This window comes from Collinsella sp. UBA1693 (assembly GCF_002320115.1).
In the GTDB taxonomy this organism is placed as follows: domain Bacteria; phylum Actinomycetota; class Coriobacteriia; order Coriobacteriales; family Coriobacteriaceae; genus Collinsella; species Collinsella tanakaei.
Genome location: NZ_DCJT01000011.1, coordinates 143,058 through 167,324 on the forward strand (window position 1 = coordinate 143,058; position 24,267 = coordinate 167,324).

The window sequence follows — 24,267 nt, forward strand, 5'->3', positions numbered from 1 at the left end:
TAATAAACGAACACTCGTTCTTGTGCTAGTCATTTTTGTCCAGACGAACATATATAACTTTAATCGTTAAATGAGCCGAAGGGAGATACCGATGAATACGCAATCTTACGTTTCTGGAAACCTCGCACTTTCCGTCTATCCGGAACATGAGAACAGTCTTGTTGTTATCAACGGTGGGCGCGATTGCGCTGCGGTCGATACATCTATGGTTAAGCGTGCGCCTCGTACGATTCATTCCCGTAGGCTTTCTGCAATACGTGTTGCCGTCTTTGTTATTGTGAGTGTCGTGGTGTTCATGGCTACCTATCAGATTTCAGTTGCAGCTTCAGCTCCCACTTACGACTTGATCGAGACCATGAACTTACAGTCTGTACGGGCAAAGCAGGGGGAGACGCTCTGGGAGCTTGCTGAGGCGTACCATGTCGATGGGATATCGACTCAGGATATGGTCTCCGCCATTAGAGATTGGAACGACCTCGACTCCTCGATGCTCCAACCGGGTCAAACGATTTTGGTCGCCAATCCTTCGTAGTCATCCTGCTTCAACGCATCTTCGCTGTTCTGGGTTATCCTATATGCATTGTATATCTGAAAGGATGCTATTATGCGGTGCCCTAAATGCGGTGGAGAGAACACGAGGGTTATTGATTCGCGCATGCAGGAAGTAACCAACGCAATTAAACGACGTCGCGAATGTCGTACGTGCGGTCATAGGTTTACGACGTTCGAACGCTGCGAGGACCCTATAGAGGTTGTCAAAAGCAACGGTACCACTCAACCATTTGATAGAAACAAGCTGATGGTTGGTCTTATGCGAGCAACCTCGAAACGGGATATCGATCTTTCTCAGCTCAACTATCTTATTGACGACATTGAGTTAGAGCTTCGATCGAGAACGGTTAGAGCTGTCTCTTCTCATGAAATCGGCGACATGGTTCTAAAGAGGCTTGCCAACCTAGACAAAGTCGCATATATTCGCTTCGCATCTGTCTATCGTGATTTTAAGGATGTTGAAGAATTCTTTAACGAGCTCGACAAGTTGAGGTGAGCTGATGGCTGCTATTACGGTGCCTATTAAAAAGTTGTCCCCAGAAGCCCAGATTCCTTCGTACGCCTATGAAGGAGACGCAGGACTTGATCTTCGCTCTATTGAGACTGTTGTCCTTCAACCTTTTGAGCGCGCTCTTATCCCGACTGGACTGGCTATCGCACTGCCGGATGGATACGCTGGATTCGTCCAGCCTCGCTCCGGTATGGCAATCAAAAAGGGCCTCTCTATTTTGAACACCCCCGGTCTTATCGATGCGCATTATCGTGGCGAACTCAAGATCATTGCCATTAACCTCGATCCCCATGAACCTATCGTTATCGAAAAGGGTGACCGTATTGCCCAGCTTGTTATCCAAGCCGTTCCTAGCGTGACTTTGCTTGAGGTCGATGAGCTCGATGAAACTGACCGAGGCGAAGGCGGCTTTGGTTCAAGTGGATCCAAATAGTCGGCTTTTGTAATGGAGGCTCCTCTGCGCGGAGCCTCCAAGTATCTATCGGGTGTGAGCGGGTTTTTCACCCCAGTAAAATTCAAGAAAGTGCTTCTGTCGCCTTCTTTTGATCTTCGTTTGCCCCATGGTCGCTCGAACGATATCTTCTGCCGCATTCGGTTTTCTCAATGCATCGGCACCAATGAGCAGCGCATCGAGCGCTTCGGGGTGCCTATGGATTCGCTCAAGCGTGAGGACAAGCTCACGTGCTGTGGTCGCATGGAGGCTTGCGCCAAAAGACGTCAGCATTACCGTATTGGCTTTTTCCTGCCCATATGATTTCCCAACCAGGAGCATGGGGAGGTGCGCGCACAGGCATTCGGTAACGGTGAGGCCGCCAGATTTCAGTATCGCTAGGTTTGACGCCCTCATAAGAGAAGCCATATCGCTTACATAATCCAAGACAGTGGCGTTTTCTAGCTTCATTCCAGAGAACAAAGCTTTTAGGTTTCTTGCATATTCATGGTCTTTGCCCGGGAGAAAGACAAAGTGCATGTCAACGAAGCGTCGCAGATAGGGGAGCGTCTGCTCGATCGCCATTCTAAAGCGAACGTACGGCTGCGGTAAGCTTGCTCCTGCGAGAACGAGGACGATTTTCTTGTTTACAGGGAGTCCGAACTGCTCAAGAACAGCATTCCTATCGAAGGGCTCATTCTCAAAGCCTCCTCTAACTGGTATGCCGGTAATGGTTATATTCGCTTCCGGAACCTTACGGGGACGTAGCGTCTCTGCCATAAACTCCGTTGCAACGCAGAACATATCCGCTTCTTTATGGGGCCACAAGCCCTCTATCTCGTAATCGGTGGGGATGCAAACGATGGGATAATCGATATCGGTCATCATGCGAGCACCAACCGCTACGTTTGCCGCGGTGATATGCGTGCATATTAGTGCGAGGGGTCTCTTTTCACGAACATAATCATTAAAGGCTGGGAACATAATGCGTGACCAGGCGGAGCCGCCGCCCCAAAGCAAGCGTCCCGTTAACGTGTATCGCCAAGTGATATCGTAAATGGGGCGCGTGGCGCCGGTGAACGAGGCCGCGGTCTTGTTGCCGTCAAATTTAATTCGTCCAAAGTCTAACACGTCGAGGACTTCAACGATTACGTTGGATGGAACATTATTGGTTCCGCGCATTCGGTCTATCGCCTGAGCGACCGCATTGGCTGCAGCCTTATGTCCTGATCCGACGGATGCATGCATGATTGTTATGACTGGCGCAGGCGTGGCTGTGTTTTGCCAAGGTGCCATCGCACGCTTCTCGTCCATGTTCACTCCTTGCGTAAAATCAATCTTCTCCATTCTACGATTAACTTATCTACTTGTTGTCTCTAATAACGGGTATGAAAAGAAAGACTGATTGGAGGTCATGAATGAATGAACAGTCGACTTATGATGTCGCCATTATCGGCGGTGGACCCGCTGGATATACGGCAGGCATCTACGCCGCCCGCGCTAGCCTCAATGCAGCCGTGTTCGAACAAGGTATGCCGGGTGGACAGATTGCAACATCCGACACAATTGATAATTACCCTGCGTTTCCTTCGATATCTGGCGCCGAGCTTGGAATGAAAATGCAGGAGCATTCTGAACAAGCTGGTGCTCAGACCATCTATGAAATGGTGAACAATGTTCATATTGATGAAACGGGGGAGTTTGATGTTGAGACCGACTCCGCCACGTATCATGCGCGATCGCTGATTGTTGCTACCGGTGCAAGGCCCAGACTCGCGGGTTTTAAGGGTGAAAATGACTATCGCGGTAGGGGTATCTCTTATTGCGCAACATGCGACGGAATGTTTTACCGCGGAAAAGACTTATTTGTTGTGGGCGGCGGAAACTCAGCCGTCGAGGAAGCGATGTTTCTGGCTAAGATCGCTAAGCACGTTACGATGGTTGTGCGAAAAAATCATTTTAGAGCATCTCGGGGCATGGTCTCTAGGCTACTTGAGCATGATAACGTTTCGGTTCGCTTTAACACATCCATCAATGAGGTTACCGGCGGCACGCTTCTTAATCGTATAGAGTTCATCGATACGACAAACGGCGAATCTAGAGTCGAGGAACTTCCTGAGGGGTCATTTGGCATCTTTGTCTTTACAGGCAACGATCCCGTGGTCGATCTTGTGAAGGATTACGTAGACCTTGGTTCAGACGGCGGCGTTATCACCGATGATTCCATGATGACGAAAACGCCTGGCTTGTTTTGCGTTGGCGATATGCGCACTAAACAGCTTCGTCAGGTTATTACTGCTGCCGCGGACGGCGCCATTGCCGGTACGGCAGCGTACCGATACCTGGAGCAGTTGGATTAACGCTATTTGATTGTTTGCTTTGGGAGAAGGAAGGCTTCTATGCTCAAAGCAGTCCTTCTTCCCTTTTCTATTCGCGATAATATATCTTATGTAAAGTTATGTGTATTACAGCTATATTCTGCCATGTTTCACGATGATGCTATTCCACCAGGTCAGACTAATAAAATCGCTTCATGGCTTTACGCGGCATAACATTGCTTGCCGAATCTGCTGCGTATTTTGTTGGCACGTTGTTGGCACGAAACCGGAAGCCCGCCGCTAGCTCTTGGACCTTCGCGATGATACCCTTGCTCCAAAGGCGATTCACATCGTGTCGTTCGTTTGCCGATACGTTGGGAGGGGAAATGGCATCTGCAGCGACAAGGGCGAAGGAAGCCTGGCAACCTCGCGGAGGGTACGTCGACCCTCGCTCCATGAAGGCCGTGCGCTTCGAGGGCGCGCGTCCGCTCTTCCCCGCCGCGTCGGAGAACGTGCACCCGTCGGTGGTCGAGACGGCCGTGAGGCGCCTCCTTGCATTGACCGCCGGCGACACCGTCGAAGGCGCGTTCTCGGAGTGCGTCTTCTCGGCGCTCGTGGTCGGCCAGAGAGACGACGCACTGAGGCTCCGGGCGGACATCAGGGGGCTTGACGACGCCTCGGTCGCCCCTCGGCCTGCCGGCTGAGCGCGTACGAGGCCGCCTTGGAAGCCGGAATCGCGCTTCACGCCGAAGATGTCACAAGGATGCGGCCAAACGCCGCAACGCTCGCCAACGTCAGGACGATGGTCGAGTCGGCGTCGGGCTTCCTGAAAGGACGCCGTCTCGTCGCGCGCGCTCCCCTTTCCCCTGGAGGTTTCACGGACCTCGTGGACAGCGGATGCTGCGACTTCATGACGAAGCGCGCGCTCTGGGACGTCAGGACCTCGGACTCCGCGCCAGGCGAGGAGGACACGCTCCGTCTCGCCATCTGCCTGCTCTTGGGCCTGCGCTCCCGCTGCGGCCAGCTTTTCCGGCGGATATCGGAACTGGGCGTCGTGAACCCGAGGCTCCTTGTGGCGTACGCGGTCGGCGTGGAGGACATCCCGCCTGCCGTCATGCGCGAGATAGGAAGGAAGGCCGTCGGCGTCGAGGACGTCGAGTTCCCGCTCCCGCAGGGTTCCGCACATGCAAAAAGGCCCCGCTGACGCGGGGCCTCGCTTTGCGGACCGAGGTCACTTTCCCCAATCCTCGTTCTCCAAGAGCGCCGTCCACCTCTCGTGGACCCCGTCGCTCTTCAGGGTGTGGTCATGGTTGTTCGTGGCCTCTTCGACCGCAAGCCAATACCACTTCTCCTTGTCCTGGTTGTCAGGCCATTGCACTCGCCCGGCGATAAGGTCGGACTCGTCTTCCGGAAGCCTCTGAAGGACCCGGTTGGCGATCGCCATGGTCTCCGCACGCGTGATCGGGTCGTCCGGACGGAACTTGTCCGAGCCCTCGACGCCGAGGACCCATCCGTTCTCGGCCGCGACGAGCACTATGCGCTCCGCCCAGTGACCGTCCATGTCCGCGAACGGCTCCATGTCGGGCCATTCCCCGTCGTCGTCGAACCTGCCGGCCATGGCGGCCAGCTCGGCGCGCGTGATCGGGTCGTCGGGCCTGACCGTACCGACGCCGTCGTCTCCCCGCAGGATGCCCATCGCCTGGAGCGTGCCCACTGCGGGCTCGTACCACGCGCCGGGCTCCACGTCCGGGAAGGTGGAGGATTCGCGATAGTACTCAGCCCTCGTTCCCTCGTCAAGGAGACGGTAGAACATGGCGGCAGCCTCCGCCCTGGTGATGTTCGACTCCGGCATGATCAGGCGGCCTTGGTCGGTGTCCCTTCCCAGGACGTAGTTGACGTGATCCGAGGTGAAGCCTCCCGGCACCGCGGTGGACTCCCATTTGGCCCATACGGTCTTGTCGGCGTCCATGGCAAGGGGGTCCTCGGCAGGCTTCGTGAGGGTTTCATCGAGGTACCAGCCGGCGAAGGTGCAGCCTTCGCGCAGCGGGGTCTTAAGGTCGACCTTCGCCCCGAGAACATGGGTTTCGTCAGCGAGCGGACGACCGCCGTTGGTCTCGTAGTGCAGCGTCACGGTCTGGGGCTGCGGAGGCGTGACCGAACCGCCGCCGCTCGTTTCCCACGTGAGAACGAACGGAGAGAACCCGCCGGCATCTACATGGAACTTGATTCCCTGGTCTGTTTTGTCGATTCTCACCGGCTCGATCTCGGCAGAAGCGATGTCGTCCACGTCGTAGCCTGAGTTGCTTCCGTCGCGGTGGAGTCCCTTGAAGTGGTAGAGAGCGAACTCGGTGTTCTCGTCGGTGCCCTCGGGGTAGCCCCAGTAGACGTCGGTGCCTGCGGAGGCCGTGATCCACGCGTTGCTGTTGTTCGCGTCGACCAGGTCGAGGTACTTGGCCTGATAGCTCGGGTCGTCGCCGATGGACCCCTGTTTCTTGAGCGCGGTCAGCAAAGCCTCTGTCCTGTTGGCGTCGACGTCGATGATGTCGTCGAAGAGCAGCGAAGGGGCGGCGCCTTCGGGCAAGAGGACATTCGTGTCGTTCAGAGCGTACGTGGTGCCTGCGGGTTCGACCGCCATGGCGGTGCCGCTTGCCAGGGGTTGGGACGGGGCCGTTTTCGAAACATTGACGACTGCATCATCGGGGTCGGACTGCACAGCGCGGACGGTCAGCGTGCCCGTGCTTAACGCCACAGCGTATTCGTCCTCGCCCTTCGAAGCGGTGATGTCCGCTATGTTGTTATCTCCCAAGTACAAACTAACCGAGAACTGCGCGAACGTCTCGTTGACGGCAGAGACGTCGAATTCGTCGCTGACGACGGTCTTCCCATCCGCATTCGTGTACGTCACACGCACCTGGTCCTGACCTTGGTAAGGCTCGAAATGGTAATAGCCACCGCCGTCGGAAATCGCAGTCCAAGACTTGCCCTGGGATTCGTTAGCGAACGTTAGGCCGCTTGTGTCCTCGATGCCAGCTATCCTGAAAATGGGATGCGGCATCGAGTTCTCGGAAACCACCGTTCCTTCGTCGCCAACCACGGCCGAGTAGCCACCCCCGCCTTCGTAGACAGTGATGTCGGCGGGAGTAACTGTGACGACCTTGGGATTCGGAGATTCAGGGGTCTGCTGCAGGAAGACGACGGTGTAGCCGCCGGCGTTCTGGGCGGGCAGCGAAAGCGAGAACGAGCCGTCGGACTCCGCCGACACGGAATAAAGGATTGCTGAGGATTCGTTGGGCTTTCCGTTCTCGTCCGTCGGAACTATTGCGGCATACAGCGGCTGATTCTCGTCGAACTTAAGATCCGATATCCGAACGCAGACGGAATCGTTGTCCGATTGGTACCAGAAGGAACCGCGATCCTGGTCTAGACCCTCAAATTTCTGCTTTGCGAAAGACTCGCACTCGTCTCGACCTGTTCCAAGCTTAACAGGCCCAGACACCTCCATGGTCGCATTCGGCATGCTGGTATTGAACCTGATGGTGCGGTTTCCCTGGAGAACCCCGGGCGCGATCGAAAGCCTCTCTGTATCGCTCTGGGCGTTTCCGCCGCTTATCGAAATGGAAGGACGATCGGAGGAAGACGAGACGACGCCTCCGTTCAGGTCGCATTTCGCACCGTTCGTTGCAGTGAATTCGATGTTGAAAGGTGCCGTACTTGAAGAGATCGTTCCGCCATTCATCACGAAGTGAGCGTTCGCGTAATCCGCCTTGCCGCTGACGCGCACGTTGCCACCGGCGTTGTCAGAAATGACTCCTCCGTTCATCGTAACGGTAGTGCCATTGTTGACACGCACGCCCAGGCCATTGTTGCCAGATATCAGAGCGCCTTCTTCTATCGATGCCTCCGAGGTTCCACCAGAAAAGTTCGCCACGTAGAGCATGCTCGATAGCGACGCGGTATTGTCGGTAATCTGGCCTCGAACTATGTAGTGGGAGCCATTGTTCGAATACAACAAACCTCCGGCGCTCGTGGTGGTGTTGCCTGATATGGTTCCCGACTGTCCGATTACGATCAAGCCGTAGAAGGACCTAGCTAGTGAGTTGGAGCCGCAGGAATTGTCGCTGATTTCTCCATCGATCTGAATTCTATGCTCGTAATCGTCGCCTACGCTGCTGGCATGAAGAACCATGACGTTTTCGCACTGTTTAATGACGGATCCTGCATCCGCAGTGAAATTCGCCGAGTCAGCCTCGATGGCGCGAGGTACGTCATTCTCCGCACACTGTCCTTTGCTGATCCCGAATATCGTCCCAGTGCTCCCCAGGGTAACATCCGAACCACCGCGCACATGAACTGCGGCGCCTGCGGTTCCTTGCCACATATCGGTGTCGCAGTCGCTGCCCGAAATGGCGCCGTTGACCACGGCGTTGCCGCCGTTGTCAACATAGAGCGCCCTTCCGCGCACTCCGTCGATCGTTGAGCCGAAAGCCATTTCGAGACTTCCACCTCGGCACCAGACGGCGCCCGCAGCGCCATAGTCTTCTACGACTTTTTTCGCCCTGTCGGTGACCTTGTCGTCCTTGATGAGGCTTCCTGACTCCATGGTGAGCTTGCCACCGGAAACGTTGACGGCGGACATCCCTCCGAAGTCCCTGAGGACCGCACCAGAACCAAGCACGACCTCTCCTTCTGCGCCCGTGAGGCTATAGAGCGAGATAATGCCGTCTTGGACAATGTCGGTGTTGTTAACGCCGTTTGTGGAGCCGTTTCCTTCCGCAGGGATGAATCGGTTTCCCTCGTGCGTGCCGCAATCATCGATTATCAAGTTCTCGATGCGAAGACTGGACGGAGACTTCGGCATGGTGACCTCGAACATGGCAGGGTTGTAGTGGCTCCGCCTGTTGTCGCTGATCGTCTTAAAGTCTGAGGCACGAGATACGGTGAACTGCTGGCCTTCTACGCTTTTAATGGTCAAGTCCTTGTCTACAAGCCTGGCACAAGAGCTCATCGACAGATCGCTCATCACGTAGACGGTGGCTCCGTCGGGTGCTTCGTCAACGGCCTTGGAAAGCGAAGCGTATGGATGCTCTTCGCTGCCATTCCCGTTTACGTCTGAGCCAGTGTTGCTCACGTATACCTCAGACGCCGTCTTGGCGTCTACCGCAATGACCTCGTCGGTCAGCTCAGAAGGCTGCCCCTCCCCCGGCTCTATCGCGAAAGCCTGCCCGAACGGGCAGAGCGACAGAGCGAGCGCAACGGACGAGGCGACCGAAACGACGCGTCTTGCGATTCTATGGTTCCTTGCCACCACGGTTCCCCCTTTCCTCGATATCCCCTGGCCTCAAATTGCGCCAGCTTTCTTTACATAATAAGACTATATCTCACCGCGTTCCTTAGCGGCAAGCTATTGAGAGCCGTGCGATGCCGTTTGAATCGGCAGGATGCCGTAAAGCGCGAAAACCCCGAGCCGAAGCCCGGGGTCGCGAACGTTAAGCCTCATGCCCTCATCTGGACAGCGGTTATCGCTCGTCCGTAATCGCCTGCGAAGTCGTCTCCTTCGGGAGTGCCGCCGTCTTTCAGCCAGCCGAAATAGTCGCCTCCGCACGCGACGCGGACTTCGCACCCGTCGACACGGATCGCGTCCAAGGCGTGCCCGAAGTCGCCGGAGTACCCGTCGCCGGAGTCGTTCTTCCCGTCCATCGACCCCGTGAACACGGTCTCGCCGAGCCACCCGCCGCCTTTCACGTGCGACTGGACCGTGAGGGGCTTCCCGTCAGCGCGGTACGCCCTGACTCCGTCCACCTCCTCGCCGTTGTAGCCAGCATAGCCGTCCTCGGTGCCGTCGCACTTCGATACCGCCCCGAGCCACCCGTGCGCGATGGTGTGCACTTCGTAGACGACGCCGCATCCCGTAGAGTCTCCGCCGTTCGTGGGCTCGCTGCCGAAAGACGACGTCCTGTCGCCGGCGCCTGCGTAGCGCAGGATGCAGTCCCACGGGTAGTCGTACAGGCCTCGCAGGTTGGTCTCGCCGCCCGTCTGGTCTCCGGGCTGCCCGCCGGAGATGTTGCCGTTCTCGTCGATGGACGCCTGCGCGAGGCAGTCGCCGAGCCACACGGCGACATGGTTCGCATCGTTGAGCAGGATGTCGCCCGCCTGGGGAGACCACGTGAACGGGATGCGCTGCCACCCTCGCGCCGTGAGGTTGCCGCTCATGTTCCCGGTGTACGACGCGCTTCCCGTGTCGAACCCCGCCTCCTGCAGGGCGAAGATGACGAGGGAGGAGCAGTCGCACTCTCCTCCCTCCCTGATGTCCCACCTGTCGCCCTGGTCGTAGCCGAGGTCTCCCTCGGCGCACCAGAAGCGCATGCGGTCGACGAACGCCTGGATGCTGGCCATCACAGCTCCTCTCCGCCATCAGCGCTTCCGTCGCCGAAGCCCGGAGTGGTCGGGTCGACGACGATGCCGAGTATCGCAAGCAACGCGAACGCCGCGTTGATGATCGCAGTTAGCTGCTCGTTCAGGAGCGCGAAGTCCCATTGGTATCCGAACGGCGCCGCGCAAACCTGCACGAGCAGGAGCACGGCCGGGATGAGCGCCAGCCAGAATGCCTTGTTCTTGACCCTGTTCTTTACGTCCATTTCTTCCTCCTTACTTGAGGCCCAGATAGGCCCCTACTATTCCGACGACGAGGCCGAGAACGCAGGTGAGCAGATAGCCCTGAACCTGCTCCCACCGCTGTCCGGGCTTCGCCTCGAGCGCCGCTATCCGCGCCTCGGACTCGTCGCGCCATTTCTCGTAGGCCTCGGCCTGCTTGTTCGCCTCGTCCTGCTGCCTTTCGAGAAGCGCGGTTATCCGGACGACGCAGGCCTTGATGTCGTCTATCTCGCCGCTGTGGCTGTCGAGGCGCTTGTCGTGCTGTTTCAAAGCCCGAGCGTGCGCCGAATGGTCGGCGCATACGTCATCTATCGATAGGCCTCCTTGCATAAAAAATGCGCCCTAAGGCGCTTTCTGTCGGTCAATCAGCTTCCATCCCGCAGGGTACGCGTCGGGCGACCAAGTGTTTCCGTTAACGAGGCTCTCGTAAACGCTCCCGTTCTCGTCGGGATAGAGGACCCTGTCGCCAACGTTGTAGGCGTTGTGCGCGCCGCTCGGCTGTTGCCATACGTCGTATCCTGTCTCGGTGTCAATGGCGATCTTCGTCCAAAGGCTGGCGACGGTCGGATTGTTCTGGTCGCTCGACGTGTGCGCCTGGGCGCAACGGTAAAGATCTCCCACGTATCTGCATACCTGCTTCTGACGGTAGTCCACTCCGACGTGCCATTCCGGGTATATCGCGCTCACGGCGAGCGCTTGCTCGTCCGAGAAGGCGGCTTGGTTCTGCACCATGTAGGCGATGGCCAGCGACATCTGTTGAAGAGTCTCAATCGTGTTAGGCACTCTCAGCCACCTCCGTTTCGAAGGCGCTCGTGAGGGCGTTCATCTGCTCTTGCACGGTATCCGCCGTTGTCTTGGCTTCCGTGGCGGTTTCCTGTGCGGAATCCACTTTTTCAGAAGAAGGAATCTCTATCACCAATCTTCCCATCTATACCCCCTGTATAAGCAACTCTTGGAAGTCAACATACGGGCCCCATACGGGTGCGAACGTCAATGTATCGCCCTTGTCCAAGAACACGGCGACTGTCGCGTCGATAACATCCGACTTGAACGAGTAGACTTGCTCGTCGTTTACCTTCACAGCAGTTTCATAGCTCAATCCATACACGGCGTTGATCTTTATGACGGCGAAATGAGCTACGTTCGCCGTTATGTGGTACGAATCTGGGCCGACGGTATATCCTGAAACGTCAAGAGACTTAAAATAAACTCCGCTTTGCGTTATCTCGTAAACGTCCTCACCATATACACGATGGTCTTTTGGGGCTTTGAGCTTCTCGTCAACGCATTTCGGAGTCGCGAACCAGAATCCGGAGGCATCCCCGCTTGACGTCGGGTCGTCGGTCAGGTTGATAGAGCCGAGATCGAGCTTTCCGGCCGTGACGGCGCCGTCGGACAGCTCGGTCGAGCCGATTCCGCCGGCTGGGACGTGGAGCGTGTCGGAGGTGCCTCCGGGCTTGGTCCCGAAGGCGACCGTAGCCCCGTCCACCTTGTCCGCGAGCCCGAACTCGCTCTTCGCGGTCTCGGCGAACCTCTACATCGCGTCCGTCCCGGCGAGCAGGCCGGCCGCAGCGGAGCCGTTCCACGCGTCGTCTGCGTCGTCCGGCGTCATCGTCTTGGAGTCTATCCAACCGGCGAAGAGCGGGTCGAGGTTTCCCGAAACGGCCTGCTCGACGAGGTCGGCCGCGTCGTTCGCCCGCTTGGTCGCCGCCTCCGAAGCCTCCTGCCTCGCGGCCTCGTTCGCAGCGAACTCGGACCGGCACTCTTCGAGGAGCCTCTCTATCTCGGAGACGTACGCTTCCGCGACGCCGTCGGCGTCGAAAGCGGAGGGCAGCACCGCGATTCTCACGTCCTGCGTGGTCGAGACGGACCCGTCCTGCCCGACGAGGCGGAAGTACGCCGCCTTGCACAGGCCCGCCGTCGCCATCGCCGCCTCGTTGAGCGTGCAGACGGCGGTCGACCCCTCTTTCGACGTCGCCTCGTCGGAGACCAACCGGCCGTCCGGGGTGACGCAGTCGAAGAACACGCCGAAGGCCGAGAGGTCGACCTCGGCGCCGTGGTCCGCGATGGTCGCCCTGAGCGTCAGCGCGCCTTTCTCGCCTTTCCTGCAGAAGACCGTCGGCTCGCTCCCGGGCCTCTTCCCGAGGTCCAGCTCAAGCGTCTCCACGTTCACAGCACCATCACCTCCATGTCGTTCGTCGTCACGACCGCTCCGTCCTTCTCCAGCCTCACGTAGGCGGCCTTGGACCTCCCCGATTTCGAGAACGGCGGGATCGCGAATCGGACGCGTCCTCCGTCCGTCCGGCACGCAGTCCGGACGCTCTCGCCCGAATCGGTGACAGCCTCGAACTTCGCCGTCCATCCTTCGAGGTCGAAAGGCGCGCCGTGGTCGGTGATCTCGGCGACGACGACCGTAGAATCGTCGCCGCGCCTCACCGTTGATTTCCAACTTTATCGAAACGCCTCCAAACCCAGCGAAACGCGTATCGATGGGTTTGGAGGATAGTCCCTTCTCGTGGGGGGGGGGCGGATGGGCCGGCCCCGGACGACGAGGAGGCCGAGATGCCGAGGAGAAAACCATCTGAAAGGTCCTACGCGAGGCTCACGAAACACGAGCGGCAGACCATAGGGAGGATGCTCGACAGGGGGAAGGGGTGCCGCGAGATCGCCGGGGAGCTCGGCCGCGCGCCCTCGACGGTCGCCAACGAGGTGGGGAGGCACCGGTTCGTGACGTCGCCACGCGCGCTGCGCGGCGAGCCCGCGCCCGAGAACGGGGGGCTCGCGGCGGCGCGCCCGCGCCCGGCGTCGTGGCCGAGGTGCTGCAACGGGTGCGCCAGGCACCGGGGCTACGGGTGCAACCGGAGGCCGCGCGCCTTCTACAACGCGGGGATGGCGCAGCGCGCGGCCGACGCCGAGCTCTCCGGATCCGGGCGCGGCATAGACGAGACCGAGCCCGGCGCCGCGGCCAAGCTCGAGGCGATACGCGACGGGCTGCGGCGCGGGCTGTCGCCCGAGCAGATCGCGGCCACGAGGCCCGACCCGGGGCTTTCCGCGTCCACGATATACCGCTGGGCGGACGCCGGGTACGCCGAGATGACCAACATGGAGCTGAGGAGGAAGGTCGGCTACAGGCCGAGGAGGAGGCCGGCGCCGGGAGGGGCCGGCGGTCGGCACGAGCCCCGCAGGTCGCACGACGAGTTCGGGCGGCTGCCCGAGGACGAGCGCGCCGGCGCCTGGGAGATGGACACCGTCGAGGGGAGGAAGGGCGACTCGGCGAGGCTGCTCACGCTCTACCACAGGCCCACGGGCTTCCAGCTGGCGACACCCGTGCCCGACGGCACGTGCGCCCCGGTGCTCGCGGGGCTGGGGCTCGTGCGCGCCGCGCTCGGCGAGGCCGGCATGCGGCGGGCCTTCCGCCCGGTCGCCACCGACAACGGGGCCGAGTTCGCCGACGAGGGCGCGATCGCCGCGCTGCTCGGCGAGCTTCCCGGCGAGACGCGCCTGTACTACTGCGACCCGCGCCGCGCCGACCAGAAGGGCGGCTGCGAGAAGAACCACGTCGAGATCAGGAAGATTCTGCCCAAGGGGCGGGGGACCTCCTTCGACCGCCTCGACCGCGCGGACGCCGCGCTCGCGATGTCGCGGGTCAACTCCGAGCCGCGCGGGAGGCTCGCCTGGAGGACGCCGTCCGAGATGCTCCTCGCGGCGCTCGGCGAGGACGCCCGCGCGCTGATCGACGCCTTCGGGATCGAGAAGCTCGACCCCTCCGAGCTCGAGCTGACGCCGGGGTGCGTGGAGCGCGCCCGCGCCGAGAGGGGCGAGGCGCCGCCGGCCGAGTAGCCCTCCGGGGACAACCGAATCGGGACCGCGGTTCCCGTCGCGCTGAGTTTGGAACGGGCGCGCGGCGGGTCGGCGGAGCATGCCCTCTGGACTTATCGCGACGCCCCGTCACGAATCCTACACCAGCGGGGGCGGCGGCGGGAGGCCCCTTTCGGGGCCTCCCGCCCGTCTCGCTGACTGCGGAAACGCGCTATTCGCTCAGAGTGTTTCGCTGAGGTTGAAAATCAACCCGCGAGGACAAACCGCGCGCGAAATGCCGCAAATGGAGGCTGAAGGTCTTCCTCGGACGCGACGCCGACGGGCGCCAGCGGACAAGGTCGAAGTGCGTCACGGGGACGTACCGCGAGGCGCAGGCAATGCTGAGGGAGTTTACAGCCGAGGTCATGGAGGCTCCCGTCGCAGCCCCGACGGACGTCCTCGGCCTGTACGAACTGTGGCACAGGACGCGCAAGTCGTCAGGCGACTATTCGGAGCGCACTCTCGTTCTCGAAGAGCGGCTCATGAAGAACGTCCTGGCCCACATCGGGAAAGTGAGGCTGAAGGACCTTGACGCCGCGAAGGTCGAGGCCGCGTACGCTTCCCTTCGCGAAGGCGACACGGCGTCAGGACGTCCGCTGTCGGGTTCGACCATGCAGACCGTCCACCGCTTCTTCACCTGCATGGTCCACTGGGCTGAGAGAAGAGCGATGCTCCCGCGAGGGATGCTCGACGGCCTGTCGTCGCCGAAGAACGACGCGAGGCCTCGACGGCCCTTGAGCGAAGAGGAGGCGGAGCGGCTCGCAGGGATGCTTGCTGAGCCCAAGTGCGCCCAGGAGGCCGCGATCGTGCTGTACCTCGAAGCAGGCCTTCGCAGGTCTGAGGCGCTGGTTCTCGAATGGGACAAGACATTGACGGACGACGAGGTGATCGTCGACGGTTCCGTCGACGAGTCGGGCGAAAAGGGGTCGACGAAGACGCGGGCCGGAGTCAGGGCCGTTCCCCTGTCGAAGCGGGCGAAAGCGTCGCTCGAACATTGGAGGAAGGTCCAGCAGAGCAGATGTCCTGGATGCTCCCTCGTCGTGAGCGAGGACGGAACGCCGATCAAGCCCTCGAGCATCACGCTCTGGTGGAGATACCATGGCGAGCGAGACTACGGGACCGACAGGACCCTGCACGAGCTTCGCCATACCTTCATCACGAGGCTCGCGAGGAAAGGCGTCCAGCCCCGCGTCGTCCAAGAGCTTGCCGGCCACAGGAACCTGTCGACGACGCTGTCCGTCTACACCCACGTGTCCGGAGAGGAAAAGAGGAACGCGGTCGACCTGCTTTAGATTTTGTTGGCACGCTGTTGGCACAGCCATGGATGACGATGCTTCGCTCGTCTCCTGACCAGGCATTACGCTCGTGGATTTTACGGTTCTGCATTTCTGTTATGTAAAGTTGTTTTTTATATAATAGACCCGGCCGCCGCTATCAGCATCTTTATGAGCGGCGGCCGGGTCTACGGTTATTTTGAATGCGGACTATAGCCATCCATAGCCAACGATAATACCGCTCGCTTCAGCGTAGTACGAACAAAGGCCACCGCAAGGCAATATCTTTATTTCTGCGTTTGGCCATTGCTCTAAGAGGGTGCTTTTAAGAAGTTCAGCCGTATGCTCGTTATTAACATGATCAATCGCTATGAAGCCCCCATGATACCCATCGGAGACCATTGCATCTATGATACCGCGAATCGCTTTCTTCTCGCCTCTTGAGGGACCGACTAGCTTAATCGTTCCCTCCGAACTTGCCGTGCCGAGAATGCGGATATTTAAACGACTCGCAATGGCGCCGGCAACGCGTGGCATTCTACCTGCTTTTACCAGGTTCTCATAACTGCTAAGTGAGAAAAGGACCTGCGAAGTCACTTCGAGCTTCTTTGCGTATTCAACAGTTTCGCCGAAAGTAGGATTATTACTTAGGTACCTATCTAATAGGGTAACGATGAGTTCAAGTTTACCGCCGGCAGCGCGTGAATTTAGAACATAGATATTCTTACCAGCGATAACGCCGTTGTGATCTCGAGCATATTCGTCTAATACAATATTACGAGCCATCATTGCGGCATCATAGCTACCAGATAGATTCGAACTTATGGTTACGGCGATAACGTTGTCTGCCGACTTAAAGATCTCAGTCCACTCCCCTACGCTTGGACAAGAACTCGAACTTGCGGATGCCTCGATAGCTACAGCCTGGTTAAGCGCGTCGACATCGAGGTGCTCGTCATCGACATACTCGATACTGCCAACATTTACCTTAAGCGGCGCCAGACGGAATGACAAATGAGGAGTCTCGGGGGTGTACCCGCGAAGATTACAGCTTGAATCTGCTGCAATGCACCATGACATAGCAGTTCCCTTCTGAGATGATGAAGTTCAAGTTATTATACTCCTGCTCTCCATGTAGTTTTGTATACTAGGTCTAGTAATTTACAGTACCTTGTTTAGTGTAACCTTAATTCTTAGAAGAGAAGGACGAGGGGTTGTTCATGAAGCCGTCTCCCCAGGTTATTCCTATGGCAGATTCATCTGAGCAAATTTCTCCAGATGATCTTATTCCCACATTCCTTCCTGACGCATTTCTTAGATCAGAAGCGGCTATTAATATGCAGCGCTTCAAATTGCCCCGTTATGACGATCTTCCAGAAATCCCTTTATACCGTGAACAAGTCATCTCTTATATAGAAAAGGCATTTGAGCCGCTGTCTTATTGCGTAGAAGGTCCTTGGATAACGCCCTCTATGGTCAACAACTATGTAAAAGCTGGTCTTGTTCCCCCACCGGTGAAAAAGCTATATGGTAAAGATCAGCTTGCGCTGCTTGTTGCTATCTGCATCTTTAAGCAGGTTCTATCTATGTCTGCGATAGATCACCTCTTTAAAATTCAACGCATTACCTATCACAATGATGTTGCGTATAACTACACCGTTACTGAGGTTACCAATTCCCTTTCAGCTGCATTCACTTCCACGTTCGAGACATCAGAAGATTCCGCCAAGTTGATGACACGCGAATCACTTCTAGTTAGAAGTGCGGCTATTGCGTTTGCTTCTAGGTGCTACCTTATGGGCTATCTGAGATACACAGGTCTAGATAGGTCTTATAAATAATGGTTAGCAAGTGTCAGATAATTTAAACGCTATAAAATAAGGCGTCCGATTATCGGACGCCTTTCTAATCAATACATGGTTTTGCGAAATATGTCTAGCTTACCTTGATAAGGCTGAATACGTCGTGATTGCCAGACTCAGCAAGCGTCGTACGAGGATTAAGGAACTGCAGCTCAAGAATGCAAGCAAACCCGACAAGTTCGGCACCGATTTGTTGGACGAGCTTACCGGTCGCTGCAGCAGTGCCACCCGTTGCGATGAGATCGTCGACTATGAGAACCCTATCGCCGGGTTTGATTGCATCTTTGTGAATCTCAAGCGAGTCGGAACCGTATTCGAGTTCATAGCTAACCGAATAGGTATCACGAGGAAGCTTTCCAGGCTTGCGAGCAGGAATGAAGCCCGCACCCAGTTCCATGGCTACAGGCACGCCGACGATGAAGCCGCGCGCTTCAGGTCCGACAACCTTGGTGATTCCAGCATCGCGAAAATGGTCGGCAATGGTTACAACGGTTTCTCGGAGACCATCCGGATCGGCGAAAAGAGGCGTGATGTCTTTGAAAACGACGCCGGGCTCGGGATAGTCGGGAATATCGACGATAAGGGACTCGAAGTTGAAATCAGACATTGAACGGACACCTTTCCTGTGGCTGGCCTATAGCATCGTCTAACGAGGAGAGCTTGAAACCGAAGCACGGTTCTTAAGAGACGGAACCTCGATGGGCTTTATCTTCGCGGAATCGACATTGCTTTGAGCTGCCCGGGTCTTAGCCGCCTGGTCTGCGCGAGAAAGCTGCTCATCGATCGTGTCGACATCGGCGTCCTCCACAACAGCATTAAGCGACTCGAAAACTCTGTTTTTGAGCAGTGCGGTGCGAACGCCATCAGTGAGATCGTGAAGCTTGCTGAAAGCTCGTTCCAACTTTGCGGCGCGGTCATCGTCCGAATCGTCCATGCCGAGCATGCCAATCAAAACTTGCTCGAACATGGTCGACTCGCGGTTGGCTGCGGAAACGTACTGGCGAAGGTTGCGCGGCTCGATATGAAAACGAGAAAGCTCAGCGCAGTAGCGGATGATCTCGAAGTCACGACCATCGATGAGTTCGCGATTCTGCGGACTTTTGATGATGCGGATGAGGTCATTCTCAGCAAGGGAACGAACGAATGATATCTCAACCCCGAGCAGATCCGGCATGTCCTCTATAGGATGCAGTTTCTGCTTGCTCTCCTTAGGCTGCGCCTTCATGGGGAGATCGGAAAGCAATCCGATCTCAAAGGCGAGGGTGGATAAATCGGTAGCGCTCTCGAGCTTCTGCTTGATTACGTTCAACGGCATGTATCGCGTTTTTTGTAGATGCAAAATGACTTCGAGACGATCAACGTCCTCTTTTGAGTATTGACGGTAGCCTTTTGGAGTGCGATGCGGCGTTATCAGCCCCTCGTCCTCCAAGAAGCGAATCTTGGAGTTCGAGAGGTCTGGATAGGCGCCACGCAACAAGTTGACGACCTGACCGATGCTGAGGTAGCTGCGCTCAGCCAAATTACTCACCAGTCTCAATGCGCTCCGGCGTGCTCTCGTGATAGATGAGCGTGAACGTACCGATCTGAACGGAAGAACCGTCATGGAGGGGCGCGGAGTTTACGATAGCGCCATCGACCCATGTGCCGTTAAGGGAGCCCAGGTCTTCGATGAGGACCCCCATGGGACCACGCTTAATCTTCGCATGAGCGCGAGAAACAGTCATGTCGTTGAGGAAGATGCTGTTAGCCGGATCGCGACCAACGGTTGTTTCAACCTCGTCGAGCTCGAAGGTGTTGCCAGTCTGGGGACCCTTAATGATGGTGAGAACGGGAGTGCTAACTTGGACTCTTCTCATAAGATCGGGTGCGGTCGCATCGTCCAAAGGCATACGAAAAACGCAGGTGGCATCGGTACCCTCGCCCATGCCGGACATGTTGTTATAAGTTTCTACCATGGCAAACCCCTAGTAAAAAATGAAATTACATACTAGATATTCTACCCCACTGAGAACGATTAGTGCTCAGTGGAAACCTGCTCATCGGACTCAATTATTTCCGGATTGAGAAAATCCGCTTCTTCATCTTCCGGGTGATCAAGCGCGTGCTTAATCGCCTTGACACCCTTGTAGGTGTATATAACGCCCGTGATCATGGAGAAGATAACTCCAAGGTATACGAAGAAAATTCCCATAGGCGCCGGGGTGCCGTTAAGACCTGGAAAACTGGAAAAGGACGCGGGCAGAAAGCTCAAGCCATCCAAAACAGGGAGGCCAAGCAACATCAGCGAAAAGCCGGCCATAAGGAAAGCAGTGGCCGCTTTGCCGGTGTAGACGACGTCGATGGGTCGCCTATGATATCGGCGAACGATGAGGTTGCCCAAACCGAGATATACATCGCGACCGATAATGAGCGCGCAAACCCATAAGGGAAGCTCCGCTCTCGCAACAAGCCCGACGACACCAGTGAACAGAAGGGCACGATCAACGATGGGATCCATCATCTTGCCCAGCCAGCTGACAGTTTTGGTAGCTCTAGCTATCTGGCCGTCAAGCCAATCGGTAGATGCGGCGACCGCATAGATTACAAGCGCTACATAACGGTTGTAATCCGTGACAAATAAGTAGAGAAATACAAACGTTAAGATCAACCTTATAAAGGTAATGAAGTTAGAGATCGTAAAAATCTTATTTGAGGGGTAATCGGATGTACCGATTAGCTCTTTTTTAATCTTTTTCCTAAGGCCCACTGGCGGTCCCCGGTTTCCTCGAGAGTACACAACGTTTCATTACTATACCCGCTAACCATACTTTGAACGCTATCCCCACATACGTTCTGAATAGGTTTTCAAAAAAGTACCCGAATATAACCAAAAAGCAGCTAATCGTTACCCCTTCTTCGTTCGGCAAAAAAATGATTCTAGATAATCCTGTTCTAAATAAACTAGCTATAGAAAATTATATTGAAGCGCTCCAACTTTCTATATGCTTACAATTGCTTTAACCAGGACTTATCTATAATGAGAATAAAGATTACTAGGAGAATTGCCGATTTATATAGGGTGACAGCTCACTAATAAACCCGTTCACCATCTTGTTTATATAAAATAATTAGACATTGGAGCGCTTCAATAAGAGAAAACTGCCAAAAGTCTGTTCACTTCCCTATTCCTAATTGCTATCATTCAAGTTGTTGGGTAAGGCCGCCGCTTAAGGAGAGCAGTATGGCAAAGAAACCTATCGCAAACCCTGCACCCCAAATCGTAGACTCAGTTGAATCCCTTGAGGCAAAGCTCGCACGCATGCGCGAGGCCCAGGGGATTTTTGCTAAGTTTACTCAGGAGCAGGTCGACAAGATCTTCTATGAGGCTGCGATGGCCGCTAATAAGGCTCGCATCCCCTTGGCCCGTATGGCCGTAGAAGAGACCGGTCGTGGAGTCCTCGAGGACAAGGTGATCAAGAATCACTACGCCGCCGAGTACATCTACAACGCGTACAAGAACACAAAGACATGCGGAGTTATCGAGCGCGATGAGGCGTACGGCATCACCAAGATAGCCGAGCCCATCGGTCTTGTTGGCGCGGTCATCCCCACCACCAACCCCACCTCCACCGCTATTTTCAAGTGCCTTATCTGCTTGAAGACTCGCAACGCGATCATTATCAGCCCGCATCCCGCAGCTGCTAAGTGCACTATCGCCGCTGCCAAGCTGGTTCTGGATGCTGCCGTCAAGGCTGGCGCACCCGAGGAGATCATCGGCTGGGTCGACGTTCCCTCCATCGACCTTACTAATATGGTTATGCGCGACGTCGATATCATCCTCGCGACCGGCGGCCCGGGCATGGTCAAGGCTGCCTACAGCTCCGGCAAGCCCGCCCTGGGCGTCGGCGCTGGCAACACCCCCGTTGTCATCGATGACACCGCGGACGTCAAGCTCGCTGTCAACTCCATCATCCACTCCAAGACCTTTGACAACGGTATGATTTGCGCTTCCGAGCAGTCCGTTACCGTTATCGATACCATCTACGACCAGGTCAAGTCCGAGTTCGCTCGCCGCGGCTGCTATTTCGTGAAGAAGGGCGCCGAGATGGAGGCCCTGCGCGAGGCCATGTTCAAGAACGGAGCCCTGGACCATCGCATCCCCGGTATGCCCGCCGCCAAAATTGCCGAACTCGCCGGTATCGAGGTTCCCGCAAAGACCAAGATCCTGATCGCCGAGGTGGAGTCCACTGATCCCGAGAAGGAAGAGTTCTCGCACGAGAAGCTCTCCCCCGTGCTGGCGATGTATCACGCCGCCAACTTCCAGGAGGCAGTGGACAAGGCGGAGCACCTGGTCCTCGCCGGCGGCCCTGGCCACACCGCGTCCCTCTACGTGCATCCCGCCCAGGCCGAGAAGATCGCCCTGTTCGAGGACATGATGAAGGCTTGCCGCATCGTCGTCAACACCCCCTCCTCCCAGGGCGGCATCGGCGACCTGTACAACTTCGGTATGAAGCCCTCCCTTACCCTGGGTTGCGGTTCCTGGGGTGGCAACTCCGTCTCCGAGAACGTTGGGGTGAAGCACTTGCTGAACGTAAAGACCGTGGCTGAGCGCCGCGAGAACATGCTCTGGTTCAGGGCTCCCGAGAAGGTCTACTTCAAGAAGGGTTCCACCCCCGTCGCACTCGACGAGCTTGGCACCGTCATGGGCAAGAAGCGCGCCTTCATCGTTACCGACCAGTTCCTCTTCAAGAACGGCAATACCCGTGCTATCGAGGCTAAGTTGGACGAGATGGGCATCGCTCACGACTGCTTCTACGATGTCGAGCCCGACCCCTCGCTGCAGTGCGCGCGCCGCGGTGCCGCCCAGATGGCCCTCTTCGAGCCCGACGTCATCATCGCGGTCGGTGGCGGATCCGCTATGGACGCTGGCAAGATCATGTGGATGATGTATGAGCACCCCGAGTGCAACTTCGAGGACATGGCCATGGACTTCATGGACATCCGCAAGCGTATCTTCACCTTCCCCGAGATGGGCAAGAAGGCTTACTTCGTCGCCGTTCCGACCTCCTCGGGTACCGGCTCCGAGGTAACGCCGTTCGCGATCATCACCGATAAGGACACCGGCATCAAGTGGCCGCTCGCCGACTACGCGCTGCTGCCTAACATGGCGATCGTCGACGTCGATAACGCAATGACGGCCCCGCGCGGTCTTACCGCTGCTTCTGGCATCGACGTTATGACCCACGCCATCGAGTCCTACGTCTCCATCATGGCTTCCGACTACACCCAGGGCCTTTCCATGAAGGCAGTTAAGCTGGTGTTCGAGAACCTGCCTTCCGCTTACGAGAACGGCGCCAAGGATCCTCATGCCCGCGAGGAGATGCACAACGCCTCCTGCATGGCAGGCATGGCATTCGCTAACGCCTTCCTGGGCCTCAACCACTCTATGGCCCACAAGCTCGGCGCCTTCCATCACCTGCCCCACGGCATCGCGAACGCCATCATCCTGACCCGCGTCATGCGCTACAACGCCGCCGAGGCTCCTGTCAAGATGGGCACCTTCTCCCAGTATCCTTATCCCAACGCACTGCACAACTATGCCGAGCTCGCCCGTTACGCCGGCATCCAGGGCAAGGATGACAAGGAGGTCTTTGAGAACTTCGTTGTCGCCCTTGAGGAGCTCAAGGAGGCCATCGGCGTCAAGAAGACCATCGCCGACTACGGCGTGGACGAGCAGTACTTCCTCGACACCCTTGACGACATGGTCGAGCAGGCGTTCAACGATCAGTGCACCGGCGCCAACCCGCGCTACCCGCTTATGAGCGAGATCAAGGAGCTCTTCCTCGACGCCTACTACGGCCGTGAGCCGCAGTCCTACGAGGTCTAAGGGACTTAACCGTTGTTTAGAGCGGGGACGCTGATGTTCCCGCTCCCACCTGTCGGCGCTATACCAGAAAGGATGCGCAGATATGATTCTCCCCGATTCCAAGACCCAGATCGTCGAGCGCGGTAACAAGAAGGTTTATGACCTGGGCGACAAGATCGTCAAGGTCGCCAATGCCGCCAAGCCCGTATCGGATGTTTTCAACGAGGCCCTGAACCTCGCCCGCATCAATGAGGCCGGTATCCGTTCCCCCAAGGTTCTCGAGGTTTCAGAGGTCGAGGGCGACGGTTGGGCCGTTATGACCGAGAAGGTTCCGGGCGTCACTCTTGCCGAGAAGATGGCAGAGGACCCCAGCCGTTTCTATGAGTATCTTGAGCAGTTTGTCGACCTCCAGATTGAGATTCACGGCTTCCGTGCCCCGCTTCTTAACCGCCAGCGCGACAAGTATGCTCGTATGATCAACAGCCTGGCCCAGATCAACGCGACCACCCGCTACAACCTTCTTGAGCGCCTTGACGGCATGAAGAAGGAGTTCCAGGTGTGCCATGGTGACTTCAACCCCTCCAACGTTATTGTTGGCGAGGACGGCAACCTCTACGTCTGCGACTGGGCCCACGCCACCCAGGGCTCTCCCGCTGCCGACGCAGCTATGACCTACCTGCTTTTTGCGCTTCAGGATAAGCAGCAGGCAGAGGCCTATCTCGAGCTCTACTGCGATCGCGCCGATGTGCCCATGCAGATTGTTCGTCGCTGGATGTCCATCGTCGCTGCCTCCGAGCTTTCTCGCGGCCGCGCTGACCAGGATGCCGACTTCCTGCTGAGCTGGATCGACGTCGTCGATTATCAGTAGGAAATACAAGGCCTAGCCTCTAGCTAATAAATCCCCCGGCAGCTATATTCAAGCAGCAGCCGGGGGATTATTGTTTCTATTTGAAGATGGCTCCGTCA

The 24,267-nt window shown here is 57.1% G+C and carries 26 protein-coding genes; 11 read left to right on the forward strand and 15 right to left on the reverse strand.

Annotation, left to right across the window (positions count from 1 at the left end; genetic code table 11):
* The first annotated feature begins 91 nt into the window (after positions 1-91).
* From B3H65_RS08185 to dut, 3 genes are all read left to right on the forward strand, one after another.
* Positions 92-532: a LysM peptidoglycan-binding domain-containing protein gene (locus B3H65_RS08185; protein ID WP_286684836.1), complete on the forward strand. Its 441-nt coding sequence runs from the start codon at positions 92-94 to the stop codon at positions 530-532.
* Between the two features lie 72 nt (positions 533-604).
* Positions 605-1,048 carry a transcriptional regulator NrdR gene (nrdR, locus tag B3H65_RS08190; RefSeq protein WP_009140330.1) on the forward strand — a complete coding sequence of 148 codons (444 nt, stop codon included), beginning with the start codon at positions 605-607 and terminating at the stop codon, positions 1,046-1,048.
* 4 nt (positions 1,049-1,052) lie between these two features.
* Entirely contained in the window at positions 1,053-1,496 is a 444-nt protein-coding gene (dut, locus tag B3H65_RS08195) for a dUTP diphosphatase (RefSeq protein WP_286684837.1), read from the forward strand.
* A gap of 45 nt (positions 1,497-1,541) precedes the next feature.
* On the opposite strand, the gene B3H65_RS08200 is transcribed toward dut, so the two are convergent.
* The gene (locus tag B3H65_RS08200; protein ID WP_286684838.1) at positions 1,542-2,807 is read right to left on the reverse strand and encodes an MGDG synthase family glycosyltransferase; all 1,266 of its coding nucleotides are present in this window, start codon (positions 2,805-2,807) and stop codon (positions 1,542-1,544) included.
* 104 nt (positions 2,808-2,911) lie between these two features.
* Here B3H65_RS08200 and B3H65_RS08205 point away from each other — a divergent pair, with 104 nt between their 5' ends.
* The 3 genes from B3H65_RS08205 to B3H65_RS08215 all read left to right on the forward strand — a co-directional run bounded on the left by B3H65_RS08205 (position 2,912) and on the right by B3H65_RS08215 (position 5,015).
* A complete protein-coding gene (locus B3H65_RS08205) occupies positions 2,912-3,853 on the forward strand; it encodes an NAD(P)/FAD-dependent oxidoreductase (protein ID WP_286684839.1) in 942 nt (313 codons plus the stop codon).
* 344 nt (positions 3,854-4,197) lie between these two features.
* On the forward strand, positions 4,198-4,515 hold the full coding sequence (locus B3H65_RS08210; RefSeq protein ID WP_286684840.1) for a hypothetical protein: 318 nt from the start codon (positions 4,198-4,200) through the stop codon (positions 4,513-4,515).
* A 17-nt stretch (positions 4,516-4,532) separates the two neighbouring features.
* Positions 4,533-5,015, forward strand: coding sequence for a hypothetical protein (locus B3H65_RS08215; protein WP_286684841.1), 483 nt, complete (start codon positions 4,533-4,535; stop codon positions 5,013-5,015).
* Between the two features lie 27 nt (positions 5,016-5,042).
* On the opposite strand, the gene B3H65_RS08220 is transcribed toward B3H65_RS08215, so the two are convergent.
* From B3H65_RS08220 to B3H65_RS08260, 9 genes are all read right to left on the reverse strand, one after another.
* Positions 5,043-9,119: an S-layer homology domain-containing protein gene (locus B3H65_RS08220; RefSeq protein WP_286684842.1), complete on the reverse strand. Its 4,077-nt coding sequence runs from the start codon at positions 9,117-9,119 to the stop codon at positions 5,043-5,045.
* Between the two features lie 185 nt (positions 9,120-9,304).
* The gene (locus tag B3H65_RS08225) at positions 9,305-10,204 is read right to left on the reverse strand and encodes a peptidoglycan amidohydrolase family protein (RefSeq protein ID WP_286684843.1); all 900 of its coding nucleotides are present in this window, start codon (positions 10,202-10,204) and stop codon (positions 9,305-9,307) included.
* Positions 10,204-10,446 (reverse strand): phage holin, encoded by a 243-nt coding sequence (locus tag B3H65_RS08230; RefSeq protein WP_286684844.1) that lies wholly within the window; start codon positions 10,444-10,446, stop codon positions 10,204-10,206. The genes B3H65_RS08225 and B3H65_RS08230 overlap by 1 nt, the downstream gene beginning before the upstream one ends.
* Before the next feature lie 10 nt (positions 10,447-10,456).
* Positions 10,457-10,732 (reverse strand): hypothetical protein, encoded by a 276-nt coding sequence (locus tag B3H65_RS08235; protein WP_286684845.1) that lies wholly within the window; start codon positions 10,730-10,732, stop codon positions 10,457-10,459.
* Positions 10,733-10,804: 72 nt separating this feature from the next.
* Positions 10,805-11,245 (reverse strand): carbohydrate-binding protein, encoded by a 441-nt coding sequence (locus B3H65_RS08240; protein ID WP_286684846.1) that lies wholly within the window; start codon positions 11,243-11,245, stop codon positions 10,805-10,807.
* Complete coding sequence (locus B3H65_RS08245; protein WP_286684847.1) at positions 11,238-11,390, reverse strand: hypothetical protein; 153 nt, start codon at positions 11,388-11,390, stop codon at positions 11,238-11,240. Before B3H65_RS08245 ends, B3H65_RS08240 begins: the two co-directional genes overlap by 8 nt.
* On the reverse strand, positions 11,391-11,951 hold the full coding sequence (locus B3H65_RS08250; protein ID WP_286684848.1) for a hypothetical protein: 561 nt from the start codon (positions 11,949-11,951) through the stop codon (positions 11,391-11,393).
* A 45-nt stretch (positions 11,952-11,996) separates the two neighbouring features.
* Entirely contained in the window at positions 11,997-12,635 is a 639-nt protein-coding gene (locus B3H65_RS08255; RefSeq protein ID WP_286684849.1) for a BppU family phage baseplate upper protein, read from the reverse strand.
* Positions 12,632-12,898 carry a BppU family phage baseplate upper protein gene (locus B3H65_RS08260; protein WP_286684850.1) on the reverse strand — a complete coding sequence of 89 codons (267 nt, stop codon included), beginning with the start codon at positions 12,896-12,898 and terminating at the stop codon, positions 12,632-12,634. Before B3H65_RS08260 ends, B3H65_RS08255 begins: the two co-directional genes overlap by 4 nt.
* Before the next feature lie 126 nt (positions 12,899-13,024).
* Between B3H65_RS08260 and B3H65_RS08265 the strand changes: the two genes are divergently transcribed.
* The gene (locus tag B3H65_RS08265; protein ID WP_286684851.1) at positions 13,025-14,302 is read left to right on the forward strand and encodes an IS30 family transposase; all 1,278 of its coding nucleotides are present in this window, start codon (positions 13,025-13,027) and stop codon (positions 14,300-14,302) included.
* A gap of 356 nt (positions 14,303-14,658) precedes the next feature.
* Positions 14,659-15,612 carry a tyrosine-type recombinase/integrase gene (locus B3H65_RS08270; protein ID WP_286684852.1) on the forward strand — a complete coding sequence of 318 codons (954 nt, stop codon included), beginning with the start codon at positions 14,659-14,661 and terminating at the stop codon, positions 15,610-15,612.
* 192 nt (positions 15,613-15,804) lie between these two features.
* Here the strand turns inward: B3H65_RS08270 and B3H65_RS08275 are convergent, their stop codons facing one another.
* A complete protein-coding gene (locus B3H65_RS08275; RefSeq protein WP_286684853.1) occupies positions 15,805-16,674 on the reverse strand; it encodes a DegV family protein in 870 nt (289 codons plus the stop codon).
* Between the two features lie 140 nt (positions 16,675-16,814).
* Here B3H65_RS08275 and B3H65_RS08280 point away from each other — a divergent pair, with 140 nt between their 5' ends.
* Entirely contained in the window at positions 16,815-17,435 is a 621-nt protein-coding gene (locus B3H65_RS08280; RefSeq protein ID WP_286684854.1) for a DUF1836 domain-containing protein, read from the forward strand.
* A 94-nt stretch (positions 17,436-17,529) separates the two neighbouring features.
* Here the strand turns inward: B3H65_RS08280 and B3H65_RS08285 are convergent, their stop codons facing one another.
* From B3H65_RS08285 to B3H65_RS08300, 4 genes are read right to left on the reverse strand one after another with little or no spacing between them, the layout of a single operon-like run.
* Entirely contained in the window at positions 17,530-18,063 is a 534-nt protein-coding gene (locus B3H65_RS08285; protein ID WP_286684855.1) for an adenine phosphoribosyltransferase, read from the reverse strand.
* Positions 18,064-18,102: 39 nt separating this feature from the next.
* Positions 18,103-18,975 carry a MerR family transcriptional regulator gene (locus tag B3H65_RS08290; protein WP_286684856.1) on the reverse strand — a complete coding sequence of 291 codons (873 nt, stop codon included), beginning with the start codon at positions 18,973-18,975 and terminating at the stop codon, positions 18,103-18,105.
* A gap of 1 nt (position 18,976) precedes the next feature.
* Positions 18,977-19,411, reverse strand: a complete 435-nt coding sequence (locus B3H65_RS08295) for an FHA domain-containing protein (RefSeq protein ID WP_259298276.1) — start codon at positions 19,409-19,411, stop codon at positions 18,977-18,979.
* A gap of 59 nt (positions 19,412-19,470) precedes the next feature.
* On the reverse strand, positions 19,471-20,202 hold the full coding sequence (locus tag B3H65_RS08300; RefSeq protein WP_286684857.1) for a CDP-alcohol phosphatidyltransferase family protein: 732 nt from the start codon (positions 20,200-20,202) through the stop codon (positions 19,471-19,473).
* A gap of 474 nt (positions 20,203-20,676) precedes the next feature.
* Between B3H65_RS08300 and adhE the strand changes: the two genes are divergently transcribed.
* Positions 20,677-23,322, forward strand: a complete 2,646-nt coding sequence (adhE, locus tag B3H65_RS08305; protein ID WP_286684858.1) for a bifunctional acetaldehyde-CoA/alcohol dehydrogenase — start codon at positions 20,677-20,679, stop codon at positions 23,320-23,322.
* Between the two features lie 82 nt (positions 23,323-23,404).
* Positions 23,405-24,169, forward strand: a complete 765-nt coding sequence (locus B3H65_RS08310; RefSeq protein WP_286684859.1) for a phosphotransferase family protein — start codon at positions 23,405-23,407, stop codon at positions 24,167-24,169.
* The last annotated feature ends 98 nt before the right edge of the window (positions 24,170-24,267 follow it).

What these genes read in the sequence shown, in the direction of transcription:
- B3H65_RS08185 (WP_286684836.1), top strand. Translation starts at nt 92, where the DNA reads ATGAATACGCAATCTTACGTTTCTGGAAACCTCGCACTTTCCGTCTAT.
- nrdR (WP_009140330.1), top strand. Translation starts at nt 605, where the DNA reads ATGCGGTGCCCTAAATGCGGTGGAGAGAACACGAGGGTTATTGATTCG.
- dut (WP_286684837.1), top strand. Translation starts at nt 1,053, where the DNA reads ATGGCTGCTATTACGGTGCCTATTAAAAAGTTGTCCCCAGAAGCCCAG.
- B3H65_RS08200 (WP_286684838.1), bottom strand. Translation starts at nt 2,807, where the DNA reads ATGGACGAGAAGCGTGCGATGGCACCTTGGCAAAACACAGCCACGCCT.
- B3H65_RS08205 (WP_286684839.1), top strand. Translation starts at nt 2,912, where the DNA reads ATGAATGAACAGTCGACTTATGATGTCGCCATTATCGGCGGTGGACCC.
- B3H65_RS08210 (WP_286684840.1), top strand. Translation starts at nt 4,198, where the DNA reads ATGGCATCTGCAGCGACAAGGGCGAAGGAAGCCTGGCAACCTCGCGGA.
- B3H65_RS08225 (WP_286684843.1), bottom strand. Translation starts at nt 10,204, where the DNA reads ATGGCCAGCATCCAGGCGTTCGTCGACCGCATGCGCTTCTGGTGCGCC.
- B3H65_RS08230 (WP_286684844.1), bottom strand. Translation starts at nt 10,446, where the DNA reads ATGGACGTAAAGAACAGGGTCAAGAACAAGGCATTCTGGCTGGCGCTC.
- B3H65_RS08245 (WP_286684847.1), bottom strand. Translation starts at nt 11,390, where the DNA reads ATGGGAAGATTGGTGATAGAGATTCCTTCTTCTGAAAAAGTGGATTCC.
- B3H65_RS08265 (WP_286684851.1), top strand. Translation starts at nt 13,025, where the DNA reads ATGCCGAGGAGAAAACCATCTGAAAGGTCCTACGCGAGGCTCACGAAA.
- B3H65_RS08270 (WP_286684852.1), top strand. Translation starts at nt 14,659, where the DNA reads ATGCTGAGGGAGTTTACAGCCGAGGTCATGGAGGCTCCCGTCGCAGCC.
- B3H65_RS08275 (WP_286684853.1), bottom strand. Translation starts at nt 16,674, where the DNA reads ATGTCATGGTGCATTGCAGCAGATTCAAGCTGTAATCTTCGCGGGTAC.
- B3H65_RS08280 (WP_286684854.1), top strand. Translation starts at nt 16,815, where the DNA reads ATGAAGCCGTCTCCCCAGGTTATTCCTATGGCAGATTCATCTGAGCAA.
- B3H65_RS08285 (WP_286684855.1), bottom strand. Translation starts at nt 18,063, where the DNA reads ATGTCTGATTTCAACTTCGAGTCCCTTATCGTCGATATTCCCGACTAT.
- B3H65_RS08295 (WP_259298276.1), bottom strand. Translation starts at nt 19,411, where the DNA reads ATGGTAGAAACTTATAACAACATGTCCGGCATGGGCGAGGGTACCGAT.
- adhE (WP_286684858.1), top strand. Translation starts at nt 20,677, where the DNA reads ATGGCAAAGAAACCTATCGCAAACCCTGCACCCCAAATCGTAGACTCA.
- B3H65_RS08310 (WP_286684859.1), top strand. Translation starts at nt 23,405, where the DNA reads ATGATTCTCCCCGATTCCAAGACCCAGATCGTCGAGCGCGGTAACAAG.